Raw genomic sequence first — 18819 nt, 5'->3', positions numbered from 1 at the left:
CGCCAAACTCTGGAACCACAAGTGTCACTTGGACTATAACCACTAATGTGACGAATACGACCTTTAGTGATGTGATTACCAAAAATAGTGTTGCCGCAGCAGGAGCTGGCCCAGCACCAGCACCAGCACCAGCACCAGCAACGCCTTAATAATTTTGGTTTTGAATAAAGAGACTGTTTCGACAGTCTCTTTTTTTATTTGTCATTAGATGAAAGCATAGAAAACTATATGCCGCATACGACAAAAAAAATGTATCTCTTCAGCCCCGTGATTGATTTTTTGTTATTAGGGGGCGGTTCGCTTATTGTTCTTTTATGTTTGAAGTTGATTTTTAACGGCGCTGAACTGGCATTATCTTTTACTGCCACGCTATTTTTGGCGAATATAATTAACCATCCTCATTTTGCCCATTCGTATCAAATATTTTATAGAAATTTTAATAAAAAGATTGTGGAGTATCCGCTCAATTTGAGATTGAGGTATATTTTTTCTGGAATTATTGTTCCACTTGCGTTGTTATTTTATTTCGTAGCATCTATTTATTTTCAATCTTTGCTTGCTCTTGGTTTGGCAGCTAATCTAATGTTTTTTCTTGTCGGTTGGCACTATGTGAAGCAAGGATATGGTATGGCTATGGTTGATGCCGCTTTGAAGCAACGATTCTATTCGGAGTACGAGAAGAAATGCTTGTTGCATAATGCTTATGCCGTGTGGGGCTTGGCATATCTTTTGGTGAACTATTCCATGGGGATGGTGAATTCAAAATATTATGGAATAGAGTATTTTGTATTTCCCGTGTCGGAAGCGATACTTCTGGCCTCAATAGGAATTTGCATATTTACTGCACTAAAAGCGTATGTGGCATTAAGAAAAAAAATTATTGAGAAAAACAAAATTGCATGGAATGGTTTGTTGGCATACGGCGTGAGCCTTTATGCGTGGCTGTTAATTAGAGATCCACTGGTCTTGCTTTGGATCCCATTTTTTCATTCGTTGCAATATATGGCTGTTGTTTGGCGATATGAATTGAATCGAAATAGGTCGATGGTTTCTCGGGTGCGGCCATCTTTAAAGTTTGTTTTTTTCGGTGTGATAGGGTTTGGCTTGGGGTATGCAGGATTCTGGTTTTTCCCCGAGTGGCTCAATGCAAATGTGAGCTATGCAAAAGATATTTTCGGAGATTATTTGTTTTTATATATATTTTGGATATTTATTAATGTGCACCACTACGCACTGGATACGGTTATGTGGCGTCGAGGTAACCCTGATATACAATCTCATCTCTTCAATCGTCAATAAAAAATGCCTCAGCTGAGGCATTTTTTATTTGGTATTTCCGTCGCTCCAATCTCCCGATTTACCGCCATGCTTCTCCCGCACCCGCACATCCGTCATCACCATCCCGCGATCGACGGCCTTGCACATGTCGTAGATCGTCAGTAACCCGACTTGGACGGCGGTCAGCGCTTCCATTTCCACGCCGGTTTTGCCATAGGTTTCGACCTGAGCGGTGCAATCCACGCTGGCATTTTCTGCATCAATTGCGAAATCTACGGTAACGCGTGTCAGCGCGAGCGGGTGGCAAAGCGGGATCAGATCGCTGGTGCGTTTGGCGGCCATGATGGCGGCGATGCGGGCGATGCCGAGGACGTCGCCTTTTTTTGCCGTGCCGGACTCGATGATGGCGAGCGTTTCCGGTTTCATACGGATGGTGCCGCTGGCAACGGCGACGCGGTGCGTGTCATTTTTGGCGCCTACATCTACCATGTGGGCCTGGCCGGTTGCGTCGAAATGGGTGAGGCCGTCGTTGGCTGCTGGATCTTGTGGCGAAGTCATGAGGTGTGGCAAAAAGGTGAACGATTGCAGTGAGCGGGTATCATAGCACCGTGAAAGCGCATCCCTTTTTCTCTTCTCGTCGGTGGGTTTCCCGTTCATCCGGTTTGATGGTGCAGGCGGCTTGCTTGGCCGTTGTCGTTCACCGATTTCTTTTCCTCTTTTTGTTGGTCGGCCTGTGGCACTTTGCGGCAGTACCTGCCCATGCGCAAGGTTTGCCGAATCTCGGTGATACCGAGCGCGAAGAGTTATCACCCATCATGGAACGGAAGCTGGGTGAGCAGATCATGCGGCAGATTCGCCGCAATCGCGATTATCTCGATGATGCTCCCACACAGGAGTACCTAAACAATCTCGGTGCGACTTTGCTGGCCGCGCGGCCTGATGCGCGTGGCGAGGCGCAATACGATTATTTCTTTTTCGTTGTGCGCGATCCGATGCTCAATGCGTTTGCCTTGCCCGGCGGTTTCATCGGTGCGCATTCGGGTCTGATTCTGGCCGCGCAGAATGAATCGGAACTGGCTTCGGTGATGGCGCATGAAATCGGTCACGTGGCGCAACGCCACATTGCGCGCATGCTGGGCAAGCAGCGGCAGGACATGCTGATCCCGCTGGCGGGCATGATTCTCGGCGCGCTGACGGCCACTGCCAGTCCCGATGCGGGCATCGGCATCATGATGGGTAGCCAGGGTTTGGCGATGCAGCGGCAACTGAATTTCAGTCGCGAGGCCGAGCGTGAGGCCGATCGTATCGGCGTCGATATCTTGCGCGATGCGGGTTACGAAACTGCAGGCATGATCCAATTCTTCGGGCGCCTGCAACAGGCATCACGTGGCTATAACGATACGCTGCCGGCTTATTTGCGTTCGCACCCGCTGACATCCGAACGTATCGCCGATATCGAGGCGCGTACGCGTGATTTGCGTTATCGGCAACGCGCCGACAGTCTCGATTTTCCCGTGATACAGGCGCGTGTACGTATCTTGCAAACCAATTCTGCGCAGGGCTTGCTGGATGCCGAGGAGTCATTCAAGCGTCAGGTTGAGCAAAAAACACGTCCGGCATTGGTAGCGGGCAATTATGGTTTGGCCGTTGTGGCGTTGCGACAGGGTAATCCGTCGAAAGCCGAAACCTATCTCGACAAGGCACGTGCTGCAGCCAAGGAAGGCGCACCAAAGAAAGGTGTCGCGGCACTGGCGAATCTGGCGATCGAGGTGCGGCTGGCAGCACATCAGAATACTGCTGCGGTAGAGGAAGCGGAAATCGCGCGCCGTCAATTCCCGCTTTCGCGCGGAATTGCATTGCAGTATGTCGATGCCTTGCTGGCTTCGCAGCGTGCGGATGATGCCGTGCGTTTCTTGCGCGATCAGGTCACTCTGTATCGCAGTGAGCCACAGTTGCATGATCGGCTGGCGCGTGCCTATGCCGATCAGGGCAAGCAGGCCCTGCAGCATCTGGCACTGGCAGAAGCCTATGCGCTGCGTGGCAGTTTGCCAGCGGCACTCGATCAGTTGGGGATTGCGCGACGCGCACCGGATGCGACATTTTACGATCAGTCGATCATCGATTCGCGTGAGCGCGAGATGAAGGCACAGCGGCTAGAAGAGCTCAAGCAGGAGAAAGAACGTTCGTAAGTTGTCCGGGTTTAGTGCAAATAAAAAAACGCCGCTACGTCATCACACGTTGCGGCGTTTTTCATGGAATTGCAGTTGAATAAATAATAAAAAATACGTTCTATCTTGTATCACTCAAGGGCATGACGCTCGTGCGTGTACGCGTGGTTCTGTGGAATAACAGCAGCAAGCCGCATTAATACCAAAGTCGGCAATAACTCACATGGCTTGAATCTGCTGTTCCAGTTTGCTTTTCAGATCGGGCGGCAGTTTCAACTGACGCGCCAGTTCATCCAGATACGCGCGCTCCATGAAACTTTGATCATCCACGACCAGCAAACTGGCGAGATACATTTCGGCAGCCATTTCCGGCGTGCGTGCTTCGCTGGCAACAGCCGCCGGATCGAGCGGGCGATGCAATTCATCGTGCAGCCATTGCCTGTCGTGTGCATCGCCGGCCAGTCGACTCATTTCCTGCTCCAGCAAGCGTGTTTCTTCTTCGCCGATATGTCCATCGGCCTTTGCCGCGCCGATCATGGCAGTCAGAATCGCGGCGCTATGCTCATCGGCCTCCGCCGCAGGCAGGCGATCTAGCGTGCGTGGTTCTGCGAGTGCGGGTGCTCCATCGGAAGGGGCCGGCTGCTGGTTGCGTTGCCAGTCGCCATAGGCTTTGTAAGCGAGTGCGCCTAATGCCGCCATGCCACCGTATAACGCCAGATTGCCGCCGATCTTGCGTGCTTTCTTGTTACTCAACAACATGGCCAGGGCGCCGCTACTCAATGCGCCGCCGCCAAATCCCGATAGCAGCGACGACAGATTATTGGTTTCATTCGCCGTGCCTGCACTATTGCGATGGGGTTGCGCTTGATTGCCGAATTGCTTGACCAGATCCTGGCCGGATCGCAGCAATTGATCGAGTATTTGTCGTGTGCTCAAGGGGCTGCTCCGCTAATGGGGACATGCTCATCGACCCATTGAAATACCGTTGGTTCCGTTGGCAAGGAGCGTTGCACCTCGTTTTTCTTTGGCAGATGCGTATGTGTTAAGCGGTTACCAATGCGTCCGAAGCTGGCGTACGCAGTCAGGAATTGTTTTTTCTGAGGCGCGGTTGCTTGACGAAGTGGAATTGCGCTTCGAGATTGCTCTCGTCGACGAAATGTACAGGCAACGTTTGCAAGGACAATGCAGGCGACTGATAAGCAAGGTGCAGCGTACGATCTTGCCCCTTGCTTTCCAGCCATTGCATCAAGTGCATTTCCGTAACGGTTGTGCCGGCATCCATCAGGCTCGGCAGGCATGCGGCCATGTCGCGATCGTCGAGGACGGCGACGGGAGCGACGCCTTCGCCTTCCAGAAAAAGCCGTCCGGTATCGCTGAGCCATACCGTACGTAGTGTAGTCATGGCTTGACCGGTTTGCAGTACAAAACCGTGTTCAGGATCGGTACGGGCGACGAATGGTGCGATTTCCAGATTCACATACACCCGCTGCGGGCCGTTCTGGAAAAACCACTGGCCATGTTCATCATGCGTGTAATTGCGTTCGATGAAGCCGCGCAGCATCGGTGCATGGATGCGATCGCCAGACAGATCTTGTTGTTGCGCCTGTTCGTCGCGCATGCGCCAGTTGCCACGTGCATCGAGCGCCAGCCAGCCGTAGCAGTGCGGCACATTCGGCCATTTGGCGAGGGCTTGTTCGACGATGGCATCCATGCGCTCTCCTGAAGATCAGTGACTGGTACTTTGCAGGAATTCGACGATGCGCTGTGGCAGCCAGTTCAATCGGCCGGGAAAAGGTGTGGTCGCGAAGCCGACATGCCCGCCTTCTTCAGGATATTCCAGCGTGACCTGCGTCGAGGCGTCGGTCGGCAGGTATTCGTACGGCAGGAAGGGATCATTGCGCGCGTTGAGTACTAGGCTGGGCACGGTGATATCCGGCAACACATGGCGGGCGCTGGCGCGATGGTAATAATCATCGGTATCGCGATAACCGTGCAGCGGTGCCGTCACGACGTTATCGAACGCGTAGAGATCGCGCGAGCGCAGCATGGCATCGACATCGAACAGGCCGGGAAACTGTGCGAGCTTTGCCTGACTCTTGATGCGCAAGGTCTTGAGGAACATGCGTGTGTAAACCATGTTGAAGCCGCGCGACAAGGCAACGCCGCCACCTGCCAGATCGAGCGGTGCGGAAATGGCACAGGCCGCATCGACGATTTCCGCTTCATGCTGCGATTCACCAAGCCAGCGCAGCAGGGCATTACCGCCCAGCGATACGCCGACGGTGTAGACGTGCGAGCAAGCTCGGGCACGCGCCTGTGGAGCCAGCCGCCGCAAAATCCAGTCGATTTCCTGCGCATCGCCCGAATGGTAAAAGCGCGGTGCGTGATTGATCTCGCCCGAGCAGCCACGAAAATGCACGACCACGCCAGACCAGTCGAGCGCGTGAATATGTGCCATCAGGGCGCGGGCGTAGTGGCTGTTGGAGGAACCTTCCAATCCATGAAACAGAACGAGAAAGGGTTTGTCTGTCTCGCTGCTATCGACGAAATCCAGATCGATGAAATCTTGATCCGGCGTATGCCAGCGTTCGCGTCGATACAGGACTTCCGGCTTGCTGATGCACTTGGCCGGATAGATGGTTTGAAGATGGCCGCCGGGCAGCCACCAGGGCGCAGCATAAGACATGGCGATACGCTGGAAGAAAAAGAAAAGGCGAGAGAAAAATGTCTCGCCGTTGCGGTTGACTCTCTACTGTTTCCACTTGCGTAGATGACTAACAACGCTCGGCAAAGCGATTCTGGCGAGGCGCTGCGTCGCACACAATACCTTTAATAGGGTAAGCCGCCGCACCTCAGCAAAAGGGTTGCGTTCGTCTCGCTTAGTGCAGAATGGTCGTGGAAACCTTCTGTACATCGTGCTTGCCCGGCGCAGCCGAAGCGTGGTGTACCACGATACGCCAGCCCGCCGGCGTCTTCACATAGACATTGGTTGCAACGATGTGTACGTCGCGTTGCACACCTTCGGGCGAGCTGACTTCCTCGATCAGGTTATGCACGGCACTCATCATGTTCTGCGAGGCGTGCAGTTGCACCGGATGAATATGCACGCCGCCCGTTGCGAAGATGTCTGCCCACGAGGCGCGAATCGCTGCAAAGCCAATCAGGCGTGTGCCGTCCGGGTGAATGCAGACGATTTCCTCATCGTCGGCCCACAGTTCCATCAAGGCATCGAGATCGGCGCGGCCGATCGCATCGTAGAACGCGTGTTCGATATCGTCGACCGAACCGAACTGCTTGCGGGCTTTGGGCATGGTGTGATCAGTGGCCGTGAACGACAGCGCCTGGTTTCAGGCGGTATTGCGTGCCGCAGTATGGGCATTTTGCCTCACCGTGCGACATTTCTAGGAAAACGCGTGGATGCGAACTCCACGAGGTCATAGCAGGGTTAGGGCAATAGGCCGGCAGGTCGTGGCCGTCGAGTTCGATTGCGGACGCGTTGTTTTGCGGTACTGCTGTCATGTCTATCTCCGTAATGCAGTTGCTGTTCAAAGAATGCTCGAATGATAAGTGCAGGCAGCCGGTTATGCCAGCGAAATCAGGCTGCCTGTCGCGCCGCTGATAATCGCGCAATGCGTTTGGTGCGACTGATAAAAATCGGTTAAGCGTTTCTGGCCGGACGCTACATTATGTGTCGTTATGCACGTAGCGTAAGACGCACGCAACGATGTCAAAGGTTTGTCCGTCGCTGTCAGACGATGGTAAGCCAGTGGCTGTATTGCGGGGCGCGGCCTGCTACCACATCGAAAAACAGCGATTGCAGGCGCGTCGTGATCGGGCCGCGAGTGCCATCACCGATCTGGCGGTTATCCAATTCGCGAATCGGCGTGACTTCGGCGGCTGTGCCCGTGAAGAAGGCTTCGTCGGCGCAGTACATTTCGTCGCGTGTGATGCGTTTTTCGATGACGTCGATGCCGAGGTCACGCGCCATCGTCAGCACCGCATCGCGCGTGATGCCATCAAGGCAGGAGGCGAGGTCTGGCGTGTACAGCTTGCCGTTCTTGACGATAAAGACGTTTTCGCCCGAGCCTTCGGACACATAGCCGTCGGTATCCAGCAGCAGGGCTTCATCGTAGCCGTCGGCCAGCGCTTCCTGATTGGCGAGGATGGAATTGATGTAGTACCCCGATGCCTTGGCGCGCACTAGCGATACGTTCACGTGATGTCGCGTGTAGGAAGAGGTCTTGACGCGAATGCCTTTGTTCAAGCCATCTTCGCCCAGATACGCACCCCAAGGCCAGGCGGCGACGGCGACATGAATCGTATTGCCCTTGGCCGAAATGCCGAGCTTTTCGCTGCCGATCCAGACCAGTGGGCGAATGTAGCCGGATTCCAGCTTGTTTTCGCGGATGACGTCGATTTGCGCTTGCGCGATGGTTGCCTGATCGAACGGAATCGTGAGCTGGAAAATCTTGGCCGAGTTGAACAGGCGCTGCGTATGTTCCTTCAGACGGAAAATCGCCGTGCCCTTGTCGGTTTTATAGGCGCGCACGCCTTCAAATACGCCCATGCCGTAATGCAAGGTATGGGTGAGGACGTGGATGGTTGCATCGCGCCAGTCAATCAGTTGGCCGTCTTTCCAAATTTTTCCGTCGCGATCCGACATCGACATGGGAGGTTCTCCAAGTAATGTTTTGCAAAACCGTGATTTTAGCGGATTCGACGCGTTTGCTGCCTTGGCTGCGGCCGTGAAAGCGCTATCCAGAGGATGCTATGGCCGCTTATGGCGCGTTTCATTTATGCAACAAATAATCAAAAGATAACTTTTTTGCCTTCCAATGGAATCTATTGGGTTGTCAGCCTTCTAATAGACGATTTTTGCGGGCAATTCCGCCTGCAAGCACCACCGCAACGGCATTTCGCCGTGGTCGGCTGGGGTAAAATAGCCAACTTTCTTTCAATTCAGCAAAGTACCGCACATGCAATTCAAACGATTGAGCGATCTGATCGCGCAAGGGGAGCTGCAAGGCAAGCGCGTCTTCATTCGCGCCGATCTCAACGTACCGCAGGACGATAGCGGCAATATCACAGAAGATACGCGGATTCGCGCTTCCGTTCCGGCCATCCGCGCTGCACTCGAAGCAGGTGCAGCCGTTATGGTGACCTCTCATCTCGGTCGCCCGACCGAAGGCGAACTCACCGCTGCCGACAGCCTTGCACCGATTGCAACCCGCCTCGGCGAATTGCTCGATTGCCGTGTCGAGTTGCGTCACAACTGGGTCGATGGTGTCGAGGTTGCCCCCGGGCAGGTCGTGTTGCTGGAAAACTGCCGCGTCAATAAGGGCGAGAAAAAGAACGACGAAGCGTTGTCGAAGAAGATGGCAGCGCTGTGCGACATCTACGTCAACGATGCATTCGGTACGGCGCATCGGGCCGAAGCGACTACACACGGCATTGCACGTTTCGCGCCCATTGCCTGCGCGGGTCCGTTGCTGGCTGCCGAACTCGATGCCTTGGGCAAAGCCTTGTTTCAGCCGGCCAAGCCGCTGGTTGCCATCGTCGCCGGTTCCAAGGTCTCGACCAAGCTGACGATCCTCAAGACCTTGGCCGACAAGGTGGATAATCTTATCGTGGGTGGCGGCATTGCCAATACTTTCATGCTGGCGGCCGGTCTGAAGATCGGCAAGTCGCTTGCCGAGCCTGATCTGGTTGGCGATGCCAAGGTCATCATCGAGATGATGGCGGCGCGTGGTGCATCCGTACCGATCCCAGTGGATGTCGTGTGCGCGAAAGAGTTTTCGGCGACGGCAGTAGCAACCGTCAAGGCGGTGGCCGAAGTGGCTGACGACGACATGATTCTCGATATCGGCCCCAAGACTGCCGCGACACTGGCGCAACAACTCGTTTCAGCCGGTACCATCGTCTGGAATGGTCCGGTCGGCGTTTTCGAGTTCGATCAGTTTGCCGAAGGCACCAAGACGCTGGCGCACGCGATTGCCGAATCGAAGGCTTTCTCGGTTGCGGGTGGCGGTGACACGCTGGCGGCAATTGCCAAATACAAGATTGCTGATCGTGTGGGCTACATCTCGACAGGTGGTGGCGCTTTCCTCGAATTCCTCGAAGGTAAGACATTGCCGGCGGTGGAGATTCTGGTGCAGCGCGCGCAAGGTTGAGTGCTGCAACGATAGAAACAAAATCGACGTCGATCCCATTGGATCGATCTCATTAATTAAAAGCGGCGGCCTGCGGGCCCCGACAGAAGAAGGAACGGCAAGTCCGTTCGCAACGACACTCATTCATATCGGAGATTCACATGGCACTCGTATCCCTGCGTCAATTGCTCGATCACGCCGCCGAAAACGGCTATGGCCTGCCGGCTTTCAACGTCAACAATCTGGAACAGGTGTGCGCCATCATGGAAGCGGCGGACGAAGTCGGCGCGCCAGTCATCATGCAAGCCTCGGCCGGCGCCCGCAAATATGCCGGTGAGCCTTTCCTGCGCCACCTGATTCTGGCGGCAGTCGAAGCCTATCCGCACATCCCGGTCGTCATGCATCAGGATCACGGCCAGTCGCCAGCAGTCTGCATGGCGGCGATTCGTTCGGGCTTTTCGTCGGTGATGATGGACGGCTCGCTCAACGCCGATGGCAAATCGGTTGCCAGCTATGAATACAATGTGGAAGTGTCGCGCAAGGTTGTCGAGTTTTCGCACGCGATCGGCGTAACGGTGGAAGCGGAACTCGGCGTGCTGGGTTCTCTGGAAACCATGATGGGTGACAAGGAGGATGGCCACGGCGCCGACGGCAAGATGACACGCGAACAACTGCTGACGGACGTCGAGCAGGCAGCCGATTTCGTCAAGCAGACGCAATGCGATGCATTGGCGATCGCCATCGGAACTTCGCATGGCGCGTACAAGTTCACGAAAAAGCCGACGGGCGATATCCTCGCCATTGACCGCATCCGCGAGATCCATCAGCGTATTCCGAATACCCACCTCGTCATGCACGGTTCGTCTTCGGTGCCGCAGGAACTGCTGGCTGAGATCCGCGAATTCGGTGGTGACATGAAGGAAACCTACGGCGTGCCAGTTGAAGAAATCCAGGAAGGCATCAAGAATGGCGTGCGCAAGATCAATATCGATACCGATATCCGTTTGGCAATGACGGGTGCGATCCGTCGGTATTTGATGGAAAATCCATCGAAATTCGATCCACGCGATTACCTGAAACCAGCCAAAGCGGCTGCTAAGGAAGTCTGCAAGGCCCGCTTTATCGCCTTCGGCTGCGAAGGTCAGGCTGCCAAGATCAAGCCGATTGCACTCGACAAGATGGCAGAGCGTTACAAAAAGGGTGAGCTGGCACAAATCGTCCAGTAAGCGCTTTTTAGGTAAACTGCGCGTCAAAACTGCGATAATGCGGGGCTAGATGTGCAAGCCGGCGCAGGTAACCGGTGCCAGACACGGCTGCAAACCACACGGCGATCCTTTCGGGTCGCCGTTGATATTTATGGAAATGTCATGACCACTCTGTATCAATCCACCATCACCTCCCTGCCATTGCTGGGACGCGGCAAGGTTCGCGACAATTACGCAGTCGGCGACGACAAGATCCTGATCGTGACCAGTGACCGTCTGTCGGCTTTCGACGTCGTGATGAATGAGCCGATTCCGGAAAAGGGCGTGGTGCTCAATCGTATGTCGGATTTCTGGTTCGAGAAGCTCAAAGACATCGTGCCGAATCATCTGACGGGCGTTGCCCCTGAAAGCGTGGTGGCGGCGGATGAGGTCGAGCAGGTCAAGGGCCGTGCCGTGGTTGCCAAGCGCTTGCAACCGATTCTGGTGGAAGCCGTGGTACGCGGTTACCTGATCGGGTCGGGCTGGAGCGATTACAAGAAGACAGGTGCGGTCTGCGGCGTGCAATTGCCGGCCGGTCTGCAGCAGGCGGAAAAACTGGCCGAGCCGATTTTCACGCCGGCAGCGAAGGCCGATCTGGGTGAGCATGACGAAAACATTTCTTTCGAAGAGATGGAAAAGCGCATTGGCAAGGAACTGGCCGCGAAGATGCGCGATATCAGCATCCAGCTGTACAAGACCGCAGCCGATTACGCAGCGACCAAGGGCATCATCATCGCCGATACCAAATTCGAATTCGGCCTCGACAAGGATGGCACGCTGCATCTGATGGACGAAGTGCTGACGGCCGATTCCTCGCGCTTCTGGCCGGCCGATTCGTATGCAACCGGCATCTCGCCACCATCGTTCGACAAGCAGTTCGTGCGCGATTATCTTGAAACGCTGACCGAATGGAAGAAAGTCGCGCCGGCACCGACGCTGCCTGCCGATGTGATCGAGAAAACCGGTGCCAAATACCGTGAGGCGCTGACGCGTCTGACGGGCCAGGAATAAGGAGGCAAACATGGCAGAAACCAATGCAGGTCAACCGCTGGTTGGCGTGGTCATGGGCTCGTCGTCCGACTGGGACGTAATGCAGAATGCCGTGGCGATTCTCAAGGAATTCGGCGTGGCGCATGAGGCGCAAGTCGTCTCGGCGCATCGCATGCCAGACCAGATGTTTGCGTATGCGGAAGCGGCGCGGGGTCGCGGTTTGCGCGCCATCATCGCCGGTGCTGGCGGTGCTGCGCATCTGCCCGGCATGATTGCTGCGAAAACTATCGTGCCTGTCATGGGCGTGCCGGTGCCGTCCAAATACTTGCGTGGCGAAGATTCGCTGCTGTCGATCGTGCAAATGCCGAAGGGCATTCCAGTTTCCACATTCGCCATTGGCGAAGCCGGCGCAGCGAATGCGGCATTGGCCGTGATTGCGCTTCTGGCTACCACTGATGATGCGTTGGCGGAAAAGCTTGAAGCCTTCCGCGCCCGCCAGACCCAAATTGCCGTAGAAATGAGTTTGCCCGTATGAGCCAGTCTTCTTCTCCATTCAAACCTTCCGCATCGCCTGCCACGTGGCTGGGTGTCATGGGCGGCGGCCAGCTTGGCCGTATGTTCGCGCATGCTGCGCAGAAAATGGGTTTCAAGGTCGCTGTGCTGGAACCGGCACTCGATTGTCCGGCAGGGCAGGTCGCCGATCAGTTGCTGTCGGCAGGGTATACGGATAGCGATGGACTGAATCGCCTGGCCGCGCAGTGTGTGGCCGTGACTACCGAATTTGAAAACGTGTCGGCGCAAAGCCTGTCGTATCTGGCCGAGAAAGCCTTTGTGGCACCGGCCGGTGAATGCGTGGCGGTGGCGCAGGACCGTCTGGCCGAAAAGCGATTCTTCGTCGAATGCGCGACGACCTCCGGTGTTTTCCCGGCTGCGCATAAGGAAATCAAGACGGCAGCGGATATCGACCAGATTCCTGACGATCTCCTGCCCGGCATTTTGAAGACGGCCCGCCTTGGTTACGATGGCAAAGGGCAGGTGCGTGTGAAGACGCGTGAAGAAGTGCGCGATGCCTTTGCCGCGATGAATGGCGTCGTCTGTGTGCTCGAAAAAATGCTGCCGCTGGCGTATGAAATTTCGGTGCTTGCCGCACGCGGAGCCGATGGTCAGGCAGTTGTCTATCCGATTGCCGAGAACGTGCATCGTGACGGGATTCTGTTCACGACGATGGTGCCGGGTCCACACATTGGCAAGGATGCCGCCGCTAAAGCGCAGGCCGCCACGCTCGCTGTCATCGAACAACTCGGTTACGTCGGCGTGTTGTGCATCGAGTTCTTCGTGCTGACTGATGGTTCAGTCGTGGTCAACGAGATGGCACCGCGGCCACACAACAGCGGTCACTACACAATCGATGCGTGTGTGACCAGCCAGTTTGCGCAGCAGGTGCGTGCGATGGCGCGTTTGCCGCTTGGCGATGTGCGTCAGCATTCGCCGGCAGCGATGCTCAACATCCTCGGCGATATCTGGTTCGAACCGGGTGCCGATGACAAGACGAGCGCGCCACGCGAACCTGCTTGGGACAAGGTACTCGCCATCCCGGGTGCCAATCTGCATCTGTATGGCAAGGATGTCGCCCGTCGCGCCCGCAAGATGGGGCACGTGACCTTCATCGCGCCGACGATGGAAGAAGCGCAGGCCAATCTGAACAATGCCTGTGCGATTCTCGGCATTGCGCCTTGATATTCCTCGATCAAGCGATCTACATATTGTGGTGATGAAGGACGATCAACTCGACTGGCCGACGATCCGCGATGCGGCGCGTCGGCTGGAACGTGGCGAGCTGGTCGCGTTTCCGACCGAGACCGTCTACGGCCTTGGTGCCGATGCCGAGAATCCGTGCGCCGTCACGTACATCTATGAAGCCAAGGGGCGACCATCCAATCATCCGGTCATCGTGCATATCGCGCCCGAGGCCGATCTGTCGTATTGGGTCAGTGAGATTCCCGACGACGCACAAAAACTCATCAAGGCGTTCTGGCCCGGCCCCCTGACCTTGATTCTCAAGCGCGCTGCACATATCCCCGATACTGTATCTGGCGGTCAGGATTCGATTGGCATTCGTTGTCCTTCCCATCCGGTAGCGCAAGCCTTGCTGCGTAGCTTCAAGGAGGGCAAGGGTGGCGTGGCTGCACCATCGGCTAATCGTTTTGGTCACGTGAGTCCGACGACCGCACAGCATGTGCGTGATGAATTCGGCGCAGCACATCCGCTGGTGCGTTGCGTGCTCGAAGGCGAGCAAAGTGAAGTCGGTATCGAATCGACGATTGTCGATCTCTCGCGTGGTCGTGCCGTTTTGCTGCGTCCCGGTCACATTGATCTGGCGGCGCTGGAAAATGTACTCGGCTATGCACCGGCGATGCCCGATGCACAGGCACCACGGGCTTCCGGTACGCTGGAAGCGCATTACGCGCCTTCAACCCCGGTCGTGTTGCTGGAAGGCGAAGGATTATTGTCCGCACTGCAACGTTTGCAGCAAGCAGGCAAGCAAGTGGCGTTGATGCAGTTTGGCGATGTGCAGGCGATTGCCAAGGCGACTATCGTGCTGTCACGGCAAGCTACCGCTTACGCGCATGATTTGTATGCGGCCTTGCGCGCAATGGATCAGGAAAAAGCGGATGTCATCGTGGTGGAAGCACCGCCCGCCGATGAAGCCTGGCGTGGCATCAATGATCGATTGCGCCGTGCGGCGCACGATTCGGCAGGCATTCTGGATCGTTTGCTGACAACCGATTGACGAATCGTCCGTTCAGGGTTGCCAGGCCGAGAGGAAGCGGCCGCCGTGGAAGACCAGCGGTTCTTTCGGGCTGACGTCGCATGCTTCGACTTCACCGACGAAGATCACATGATCGCCTTCAGGATAACGGCTGCGGTTATGGCATTCGAACCAAGCCGCCACGCCCTGCAGAATCGGCAGGCCGGTTGGCGATAGCGTGAATTCGACATTCTTGAAGCGGTCTTCGCCAGGACGCGCAAACTTGTTGGCCAGTTCGGCCTGGTCGGCTGCCAGAATGTTGATCACGTAGTGCGAATTGCCGGAAAAAACCGGCATGCTGTTGGCGCGCTGATTGAGGCTCCACAATACCAGCGGCGGCGTCAGCGAAACAGAGTTGAACGAACTGGCAGTCAGGCCGAGAAATCGACCATCGTCCAGTCTGGTTGTGATAATGGTGACGCCGGTCGCAAACTGGGAAAGCGCTTGACGAAAGTGGCGCGAATCGACGGAAGAGGGTGGGCTGTTGGAAGAAATAGACATCAATGACTCATGAATTTTCGTTCATTATGCCGAAAAAGTTGTCGGCGATGGCAAGACCGTTTCGACTTCCTCCGTTTTTGATTGCATGAATCATCCTCTCGATATTGATCCAGCCTCCGATCTGTTTGCGCGGTTACGGCATCAGGCGGCACGCTTGCCGCTGGAGATCGCCACGGATTCGTCGCGGCGTGCCATTTCCTATCGTCGCCTGTGGTCGCGTATCGAACGCGCTACAGCACGCCTGCAAGGCGAATGGCATGTGCAGTCGGGCGACTGCATCGTCTACTGGGGCAATGCACATCCCGATGCCTTGATTCTCTACATTGCCGTGGCACGTTGCAATGCACGCCTGTTGCCGCTGGAACGTGCCGCCTTGCGCGAGCATGCGACAGAAATTGGTGCGCATTATCAACCCAAGGCAATCGTGCATGATGACGGCCTGCATCCGCCAGCACGTCTCGCGGCACCCGTGGTGGCGAGCTTGCCCGATCTGCTGTCGGTACGCTGCCACTACGATGAAGAGGTGGAAGAGAACGATGCCTTGCCAAGCCTGATTGATCTGGACTGGCAGTCGGGTGGTCTCGTCGAGCGGAGCTACAGCCTGCATCAGCTGATGCAGATGGACAACACCAATGCCGATTCGGACACCAGCGTGCAGGCGGAATTGTTTGATCCCGTCATGCTTGCCACGCGGATATTTCCGGCGCTCATGCGCGGTGATGCGCTCACCTTCCGCTGACACCTTCAGCAAATGCGTGCGCATGCATTGAGCATTCGCCGCATGCATGTGACAATGGCTTCACGATCAATGAAGGAGCAATCGATGGCGACGGAAATCGCAACGCTGGGTGGTGGATGCTTTTGGTGTACCGAAGCGGTGTTTCAACAACTCAATGGCGTACTCGCTGTTGAGTCCGGCTACACGGGCGGTCAGGTGCCCAATCCCACTTACGAGCAAATTTGCCAAGGCGATACGGGTCATGCCGAAGTGGTTCGCTTGACGTTTGATCCAGCCGTCGTGAGCTTTCGCGAAATTCTCGAAGTGTTTTTCACGATCCACGATCCGACAACCCTGAATCGTCAGGGCAATGACGTCGGGACGCAATATCGTTCGGTCATTTATTACCATTCGCCCGAACAGCAAGACACCGCGCGTCACGTGATTTCGGAAATGGCGAATGTCTGGGATGCGCCCATTGTCACCGAACTGAGTCCGGCCGAAACGTTTTATAAGGCCGAGGATTACCATCAGAATTTCTTCCGCCAGAATCCGATGCAGGGTTATTGCGCCTTCATCGTTGCGCCAAAGGTATCGAAGTTCCGTCAGACGTTTGCTGAAAAGATCAAACGCTGATCAGAACAGGGTGCTTCAGCCGCTGATGTGGCAATCGCAAAAAAAGCGGCCGTTATTGGCCGCTTTTTTTCTAAAAGGATGTGTGCAAGCTCGATCACGCAGCCTTATCAAGAGAAGGCGGATGTGCGCTGATACCGGGTTCTGCCGCGAGTTTGCGCAACACATGCGCAGCCGCTACCAGACCGAACGACGCCGTCACCACCATCGCCGAACCAAAGCCCGCACAATTGAGGCCGGTAATGCCTGCGTTATCGTCACTGCCTGCATCGATGGCACAACTCGCTTCTTCGCTTTCTGGGAAACGCAATGGTTCCGTCGAATACACGGCATCGATGCCGAACTTGTTCTTGGTGCCACGTGGAAAGGCGTGTTCGGCACGCAGACGTTTGCGTACCTTTGCCAGCAGCGGCTCTTGCTCGGTACGGCAGAGATCGATGACTTCGATGCGTGTCGGATCGATTTGCCCGCCGGCGCCGCCTATCGTCACCAGCTTCAGGCCGTTCTTGCGGCAATACGCAATCAGCGCCACCTTGGCGCGCACATTGTCGATGGCATCAATGATGTAGTCGAAGCGATCGGTGCCGATCATCGTATCGAGGTTGTCTGCCGTCAGAAAATCCTCGATTTGCGTGACGACGCAGGTCGGATTGATTTGCTGGATGCGTTCGGCCAATGCCGTCACCTTGGCCATGCCCAGCGTATCGCTTAAAGCATGCAACTGGCGGTTGATGTTGGATTCGGCCACGTTGTCCAGATCGATCATCGTGATGTGGCCGATGGCGCTACGGGCCAATGCCTCGACCACCCACGAGCCGACGCCGCCCACGCCGACCACGCAGATGCGAGCCTGACGAAAACGAGTCAGCGCATCCTTGCCATACAGGCGTGCGATGCCGCCGAAACGACGATCGAAATCAATGTCGAGTGCTGAATCGGATGCGGTGGAAAGGAGGGAGAGATCGGTCATGGCCGCCATTTTAACGGAGCCATGTGCCACCTTGCTTGGCGCAAGACGGTTTTTGCAATGGGTGTGGTGCTTTTGGTGTCAGTCTGTGCTGCAGCATCGTCAATCCGCTTGTCAATTCACGCAGTTTTGTCCTATTTGCGATGGATCAAGCAAGCGGTTCACCTGTCCGCGATAATAGAGACGAATATGCACAAGATGGCGTTGCCTGATTGCCGTATTACCCTTGTCCGAAATGTCTGTTGATGAAAGAGAAATCATGTCGATTGCCGATATCAGAACCGATTACACGCAAGCCAGTTTGACGGAGGCGGATACCCATCCCGATCCGATCGTGCAGTTCGGCACATGGTTCGAACAGGCGTTGAAGGCGCAGATTCGCGAGCCGAATGCGATGGGCGTATCAACCGTGTCGGCAGAGGGTCGTCCATCTTCGCGCATTCTGCTGATCAAGGATTTCGACGCGCGCGGGTTCACGTGGTTTACCAATTATCAGAGTCGCAAGGGGGAAGAACTGGCAGCCAATCCGCATGCGGCGTTGCTGTTTCATTGGCTTGAACTGGAACGGCAAGTGCGCATCGAGGGCAGGGTGCAAAAGGTCTCGGCAGAAGAGAGCGATGCCTACTTCAACAGCCGCCCACTCAAGAGCCGGTTGAGTGCGATTGCCTCCGCACAAAGCCATCAGGTTGCGGACCGTGCGGCGCTTGAAGCGCGCTATGCCGAGATCGAAGCGCAATATGGCGAACAGCCGCCGCGCCCTGTGCATTGGGGTGGTTATCGTTTGCAACCCGAGTATGTCGAGTTCTGGCAGGGGCGCGCATCGCGTTTGCATGATCGCATTGCCTATACAAGACAAGCGGATGGCAGTTGGCAACGGACGCGTTTGCAGCCTTGATCATCGACCTCGGCTTGGTGCGTAGTTCTTGCGTACCAACCAAAAAAGTAAAAAGCCGCATGTCATGGACGATGCGGCTTTTTCTTTTGTGCTGGCGTTCAGGGTGCCGGATTAGCGACCTGACGCGGCAAAGCAGGGCAGGTTTCGCGCGGTGGAATGATGCCCCATTCGATTGCAACCGTCGGGCCACCGGCTTTTTTGGTCCACGGAATTTCAATCACGCCGTGTTCGGTCGCTTGTGCCATCAGCGACAGCGTGTCGGGCTCGACCCGATCCGGCGTGTCTTCGCTGCGGTTGATGGCGACCAGCATGCCGCATTGTTCGGCGAGGTCTTCGTTGATCCACGGCGACTTGTGATAATCGCCATCGATCAGCACGTGTACCTGACGACCGATATGGGTGGCGATGTTGCCCCCAGTCCAGGTGTCGGCGGCGATCACGGTCAGCGGCACTTGCATGCGTTTGGT

General features: G+C 55.8%; 20 protein-coding genes and 1 pseudogene. 11 read left to right on the top strand and 10 right to left on the bottom strand.

Annotated elements, in window-relative coordinates; genetic code table 11:
- Positions 1-228 precede the first annotated feature (228 nt).
- On the top strand, positions 229-1299 hold the full coding sequence (locus QZ725_RS10435) for a hypothetical protein (RefSeq protein WP_293779241.1): 1071 nt from the start codon (positions 229-231) through the stop codon (positions 1297-1299).
- Positions 1300-1323: 24 nt separating this feature from the next.
- On the opposite strand, the gene moaC is transcribed toward QZ725_RS10435, so the two are convergent.
- The gene (gene moaC / locus QZ725_RS10430; protein WP_293779247.1) at positions 1324-1836 is read right to left on the bottom strand and encodes a cyclic pyranopterin monophosphate synthase MoaC; all 513 of its coding nucleotides are present in this window, start codon (positions 1834-1836) and stop codon (positions 1324-1326) included.
- Between the two features lie 164 nt (positions 1837-2000).
- Between moaC and QZ725_RS10425 the strand changes: the two genes are divergently transcribed.
- Entirely contained in the window at positions 2001-3467 is a 1467-nt protein-coding gene (locus QZ725_RS10425; RefSeq protein WP_293779245.1) for a M48 family metalloprotease, read from the top strand.
- A gap of 198 nt (positions 3468-3665) precedes the next feature.
- On the opposite strand, the gene QZ725_RS10420 is transcribed toward QZ725_RS10425, so the two are convergent.
- From QZ725_RS10420 to QZ725_RS10395, 6 genes are all read right to left on the bottom strand, one after another.
- On the bottom strand, positions 3666-4382 hold the full coding sequence (locus QZ725_RS10420; RefSeq protein WP_293779239.1) for a tellurite resistance TerB family protein: 717 nt from the start codon (positions 4380-4382) through the stop codon (positions 3666-3668).
- Positions 4383-4527: 145 nt separating this feature from the next.
- Positions 4528-5157 carry a DUF2946 family protein gene (locus QZ725_RS10415; protein ID WP_293779237.1) on the bottom strand — a complete coding sequence of 210 codons (630 nt, stop codon included), beginning with the start codon at positions 5155-5157 and terminating at the stop codon, positions 4528-4530.
- Between the two features lie 15 nt (positions 5158-5172).
- Positions 5173-6132, bottom strand: a complete 960-nt coding sequence (locus tag QZ725_RS10410) for an alpha/beta fold hydrolase (RefSeq protein ID WP_293779235.1) — start codon at positions 6130-6132, stop codon at positions 5173-5175.
- A gap of 193 nt (positions 6133-6325) precedes the next feature.
- The gene (locus QZ725_RS10405; protein ID WP_293779233.1) at positions 6326-6757 is read right to left on the bottom strand and encodes a nuclear transport factor 2 family protein; all 432 of its coding nucleotides are present in this window, start codon (positions 6755-6757) and stop codon (positions 6326-6328) included.
- Positions 6758-6764: 7 nt separating this feature from the next.
- Entirely contained in the window at positions 6765-6965 is a 201-nt protein-coding gene (locus QZ725_RS10400) for a zinc-finger domain-containing protein (protein ID WP_293779231.1), read from the bottom strand.
- A 229-nt stretch (positions 6966-7194) separates the two neighbouring features.
- Entirely contained in the window at positions 7195-8115 is a 921-nt protein-coding gene (locus QZ725_RS10395) for a branched-chain amino acid transaminase (protein ID WP_293779229.1), read from the bottom strand.
- A gap of 307 nt (positions 8116-8422) precedes the next feature.
- Here QZ725_RS10395 and QZ725_RS10390 point away from each other — a divergent pair, with 307 nt between their 5' ends.
- The 6 genes from QZ725_RS10390 (at position 8423) to QZ725_RS10365 (ending at position 14620) form a co-directional block, all read left to right on the top strand.
- A complete protein-coding gene (locus tag QZ725_RS10390) occupies positions 8423-9616 on the top strand; it encodes a phosphoglycerate kinase (RefSeq protein ID WP_293779227.1) in 1194 nt (397 codons plus the stop codon).
- Between the two features lie 140 nt (positions 9617-9756).
- A complete protein-coding gene (gene fba / locus QZ725_RS10385; protein WP_293779225.1) occupies positions 9757-10821 on the top strand; it encodes a class II fructose-bisphosphate aldolase in 1065 nt (354 codons plus the stop codon).
- A 141-nt stretch (positions 10822-10962) separates the two neighbouring features.
- Entirely contained in the window at positions 10963-11850 is an 888-nt protein-coding gene (locus QZ725_RS10380) for a phosphoribosylaminoimidazolesuccinocarboxamide synthase (RefSeq protein ID WP_293779223.1), read from the top strand.
- Positions 11851-11860: 10 nt separating this feature from the next.
- The gene (purE, locus tag QZ725_RS10375) at positions 11861-12364 is read left to right on the top strand and encodes a 5-(carboxyamino)imidazole ribonucleotide mutase (protein ID WP_293779221.1); all 504 of its coding nucleotides are present in this window, start codon (positions 11861-11863) and stop codon (positions 12362-12364) included.
- Positions 12361-13566, top strand: coding sequence for a 5-(carboxyamino)imidazole ribonucleotide synthase (locus QZ725_RS10370; RefSeq protein WP_293779219.1), 1206 nt, complete (start codon positions 12361-12363; stop codon positions 13564-13566). The genes purE and QZ725_RS10370 overlap by 4 nt, the downstream gene beginning before the upstream one ends.
- A 34-nt stretch (positions 13567-13600) precedes the next feature.
- The gene (locus QZ725_RS10365) at positions 13601-14620 is read left to right on the top strand and encodes an L-threonylcarbamoyladenylate synthase (protein WP_293779243.1); all 1020 of its coding nucleotides are present in this window, start codon (positions 13601-13603) and stop codon (positions 14618-14620) included.
- Between the two features lie 12 nt (positions 14621-14632).
- Here the strand turns inward: QZ725_RS10365 and QZ725_RS10360 are convergent, their stop codons facing one another.
- Positions 14633-15139: a flavin reductase family protein gene (locus QZ725_RS10360; protein ID WP_293779217.1), complete on the bottom strand. Its 507-nt coding sequence runs from the start codon at positions 15137-15139 to the stop codon at positions 14633-14635.
- A gap of 85 nt (positions 15140-15224) precedes the next feature.
- Here QZ725_RS10360 and QZ725_RS10355 point away from each other — a divergent pair, with 85 nt between their 5' ends.
- Positions 15225-15878 (top strand): AMP-binding protein, encoded by a 654-nt coding sequence (locus QZ725_RS10355; RefSeq protein ID WP_293779215.1) that lies wholly within the window; start codon positions 15225-15227, stop codon positions 15876-15878.
- An 84-nt stretch (positions 15879-15962) separates the two neighbouring features.
- Positions 15963-16493 (top strand): peptide-methionine (S)-S-oxide reductase MsrA, encoded by a 531-nt coding sequence (msrA, locus tag QZ725_RS10350; protein ID WP_293779213.1) that lies wholly within the window; start codon positions 15963-15965, stop codon positions 16491-16493.
- Positions 16494-16587: 94 nt separating this feature from the next.
- Here msrA and tcdA read toward each other — a convergent pair whose 3' ends face one another.
- Positions 16588-17460, bottom strand: coding sequence for a tRNA cyclic N6-threonylcarbamoyladenosine(37) synthase TcdA (tcdA, locus tag QZ725_RS10345; protein ID WP_293779211.1), 873 nt, complete (start codon positions 17458-17460; stop codon positions 16588-16590).
- A 256-nt stretch (positions 17461-17716) separates the two neighbouring features.
- Here tcdA and pdxH point away from each other — a divergent pair, with 256 nt between their 5' ends.
- Positions 17717-18352, top strand: a complete 636-nt coding sequence (gene pdxH, locus QZ725_RS10340) for a pyridoxamine 5'-phosphate oxidase (RefSeq protein ID WP_293779209.1) — start codon at positions 17717-17719, stop codon at positions 18350-18352.
- 98 nt (positions 18353-18450) lie between these two features.
- Here the strand turns inward: pdxH and QZ725_RS10335 are convergent.
- Positions 18451-18819 (bottom strand): annotated as a pseudogene (locus tag QZ725_RS10335) (4-amino-4-deoxy-L-arabinose transferase); the annotation flags it as partial.

Source organism: uncultured Oxalicibacterium sp., from assembly GCF_913776015.1.
Taxonomy (GTDB): Bacteria; Pseudomonadota; Gammaproteobacteria; order Burkholderiales; family Burkholderiaceae_D; genus Oxalicibacterium.
The sequence above is the reverse complement of the archived record's forward strand: the minus strand, read 5'-3'. Positions and strand labels throughout refer to the sequence as shown.

Coding starts and splice junctions, on each gene's coding strand:
- QZ725_RS10400 (WP_293779231.1), bottom strand. CDS start 6,965: ATGACAGCAGTACCGCAAAACAACGCGTCCGCAATCGAACTCGACGGC.
- QZ725_RS10415 (WP_293779237.1), bottom strand. CDS start 5,157: ATGGATGCCATCGTCGAACAAGCCCTCGCCAAATGGCCGAATGTGCCG.
- QZ725_RS10360 (WP_293779217.1), bottom strand. CDS start 15,139: ATGTCTATTTCTTCCAACAGCCCACCCTCTTCCGTCGATTCGCGCCAC.
- msrA (WP_293779213.1), top strand. CDS start 15,963: ATGGCGACGGAAATCGCAACGCTGGGTGGTGGATGCTTTTGGTGTACC.
- purE (WP_293779221.1), top strand. CDS start 11,861: ATGGCAGAAACCAATGCAGGTCAACCGCTGGTTGGCGTGGTCATGGGC.
- tcdA (WP_293779211.1), bottom strand. CDS start 17,460: ATGACCGATCTCTCCCTCCTTTCCACCGCATCCGATTCAGCACTCGAC.
- pdxH (WP_293779209.1), top strand. CDS start 17,717: ATGTCGATTGCCGATATCAGAACCGATTACACGCAAGCCAGTTTGACG.
- QZ725_RS10380 (WP_293779223.1), top strand. CDS start 10,963: ATGACCACTCTGTATCAATCCACCATCACCTCCCTGCCATTGCTGGGA.
- QZ725_RS10410 (WP_293779235.1), bottom strand. CDS start 6,132: ATGTCTTATGCTGCGCCCTGGTGGCTGCCCGGCGGCCATCTTCAAACC.
- moaC (WP_293779247.1), bottom strand. CDS start 1,836: ATGACTTCGCCACAAGATCCAGCAGCCAACGACGGCCTCACCCATTTC.
- QZ725_RS10435 (WP_293779241.1), top strand. CDS start 229: ATGCCGCATACGACAAAAAAAATGTATCTCTTCAGCCCCGTGATTGAT.
- QZ725_RS10405 (WP_293779233.1), bottom strand. CDS start 6,757: ATGCCCAAAGCCCGCAAGCAGTTCGGTTCGGTCGACGATATCGAACAC.
- QZ725_RS10395 (WP_293779229.1), bottom strand. CDS start 8,115: ATGTCGATGTCGGATCGCGACGGAAAAATTTGGAAAGACGGCCAACTG.
- QZ725_RS10390 (WP_293779227.1), top strand. CDS start 8,423: ATGCAATTCAAACGATTGAGCGATCTGATCGCGCAAGGGGAGCTGCAA.
- QZ725_RS10370 (WP_293779219.1), top strand. CDS start 12,361: ATGAGCCAGTCTTCTTCTCCATTCAAACCTTCCGCATCGCCTGCCACG.
- QZ725_RS10355 (WP_293779215.1), top strand. CDS start 15,225: ATGAATCATCCTCTCGATATTGATCCAGCCTCCGATCTGTTTGCGCGG.
- QZ725_RS10365 (WP_293779243.1), top strand. CDS start 13,601: ATGAAGGACGATCAACTCGACTGGCCGACGATCCGCGATGCGGCGCGT.
- fba (WP_293779225.1), top strand. CDS start 9,757: ATGGCACTCGTATCCCTGCGTCAATTGCTCGATCACGCCGCCGAAAAC.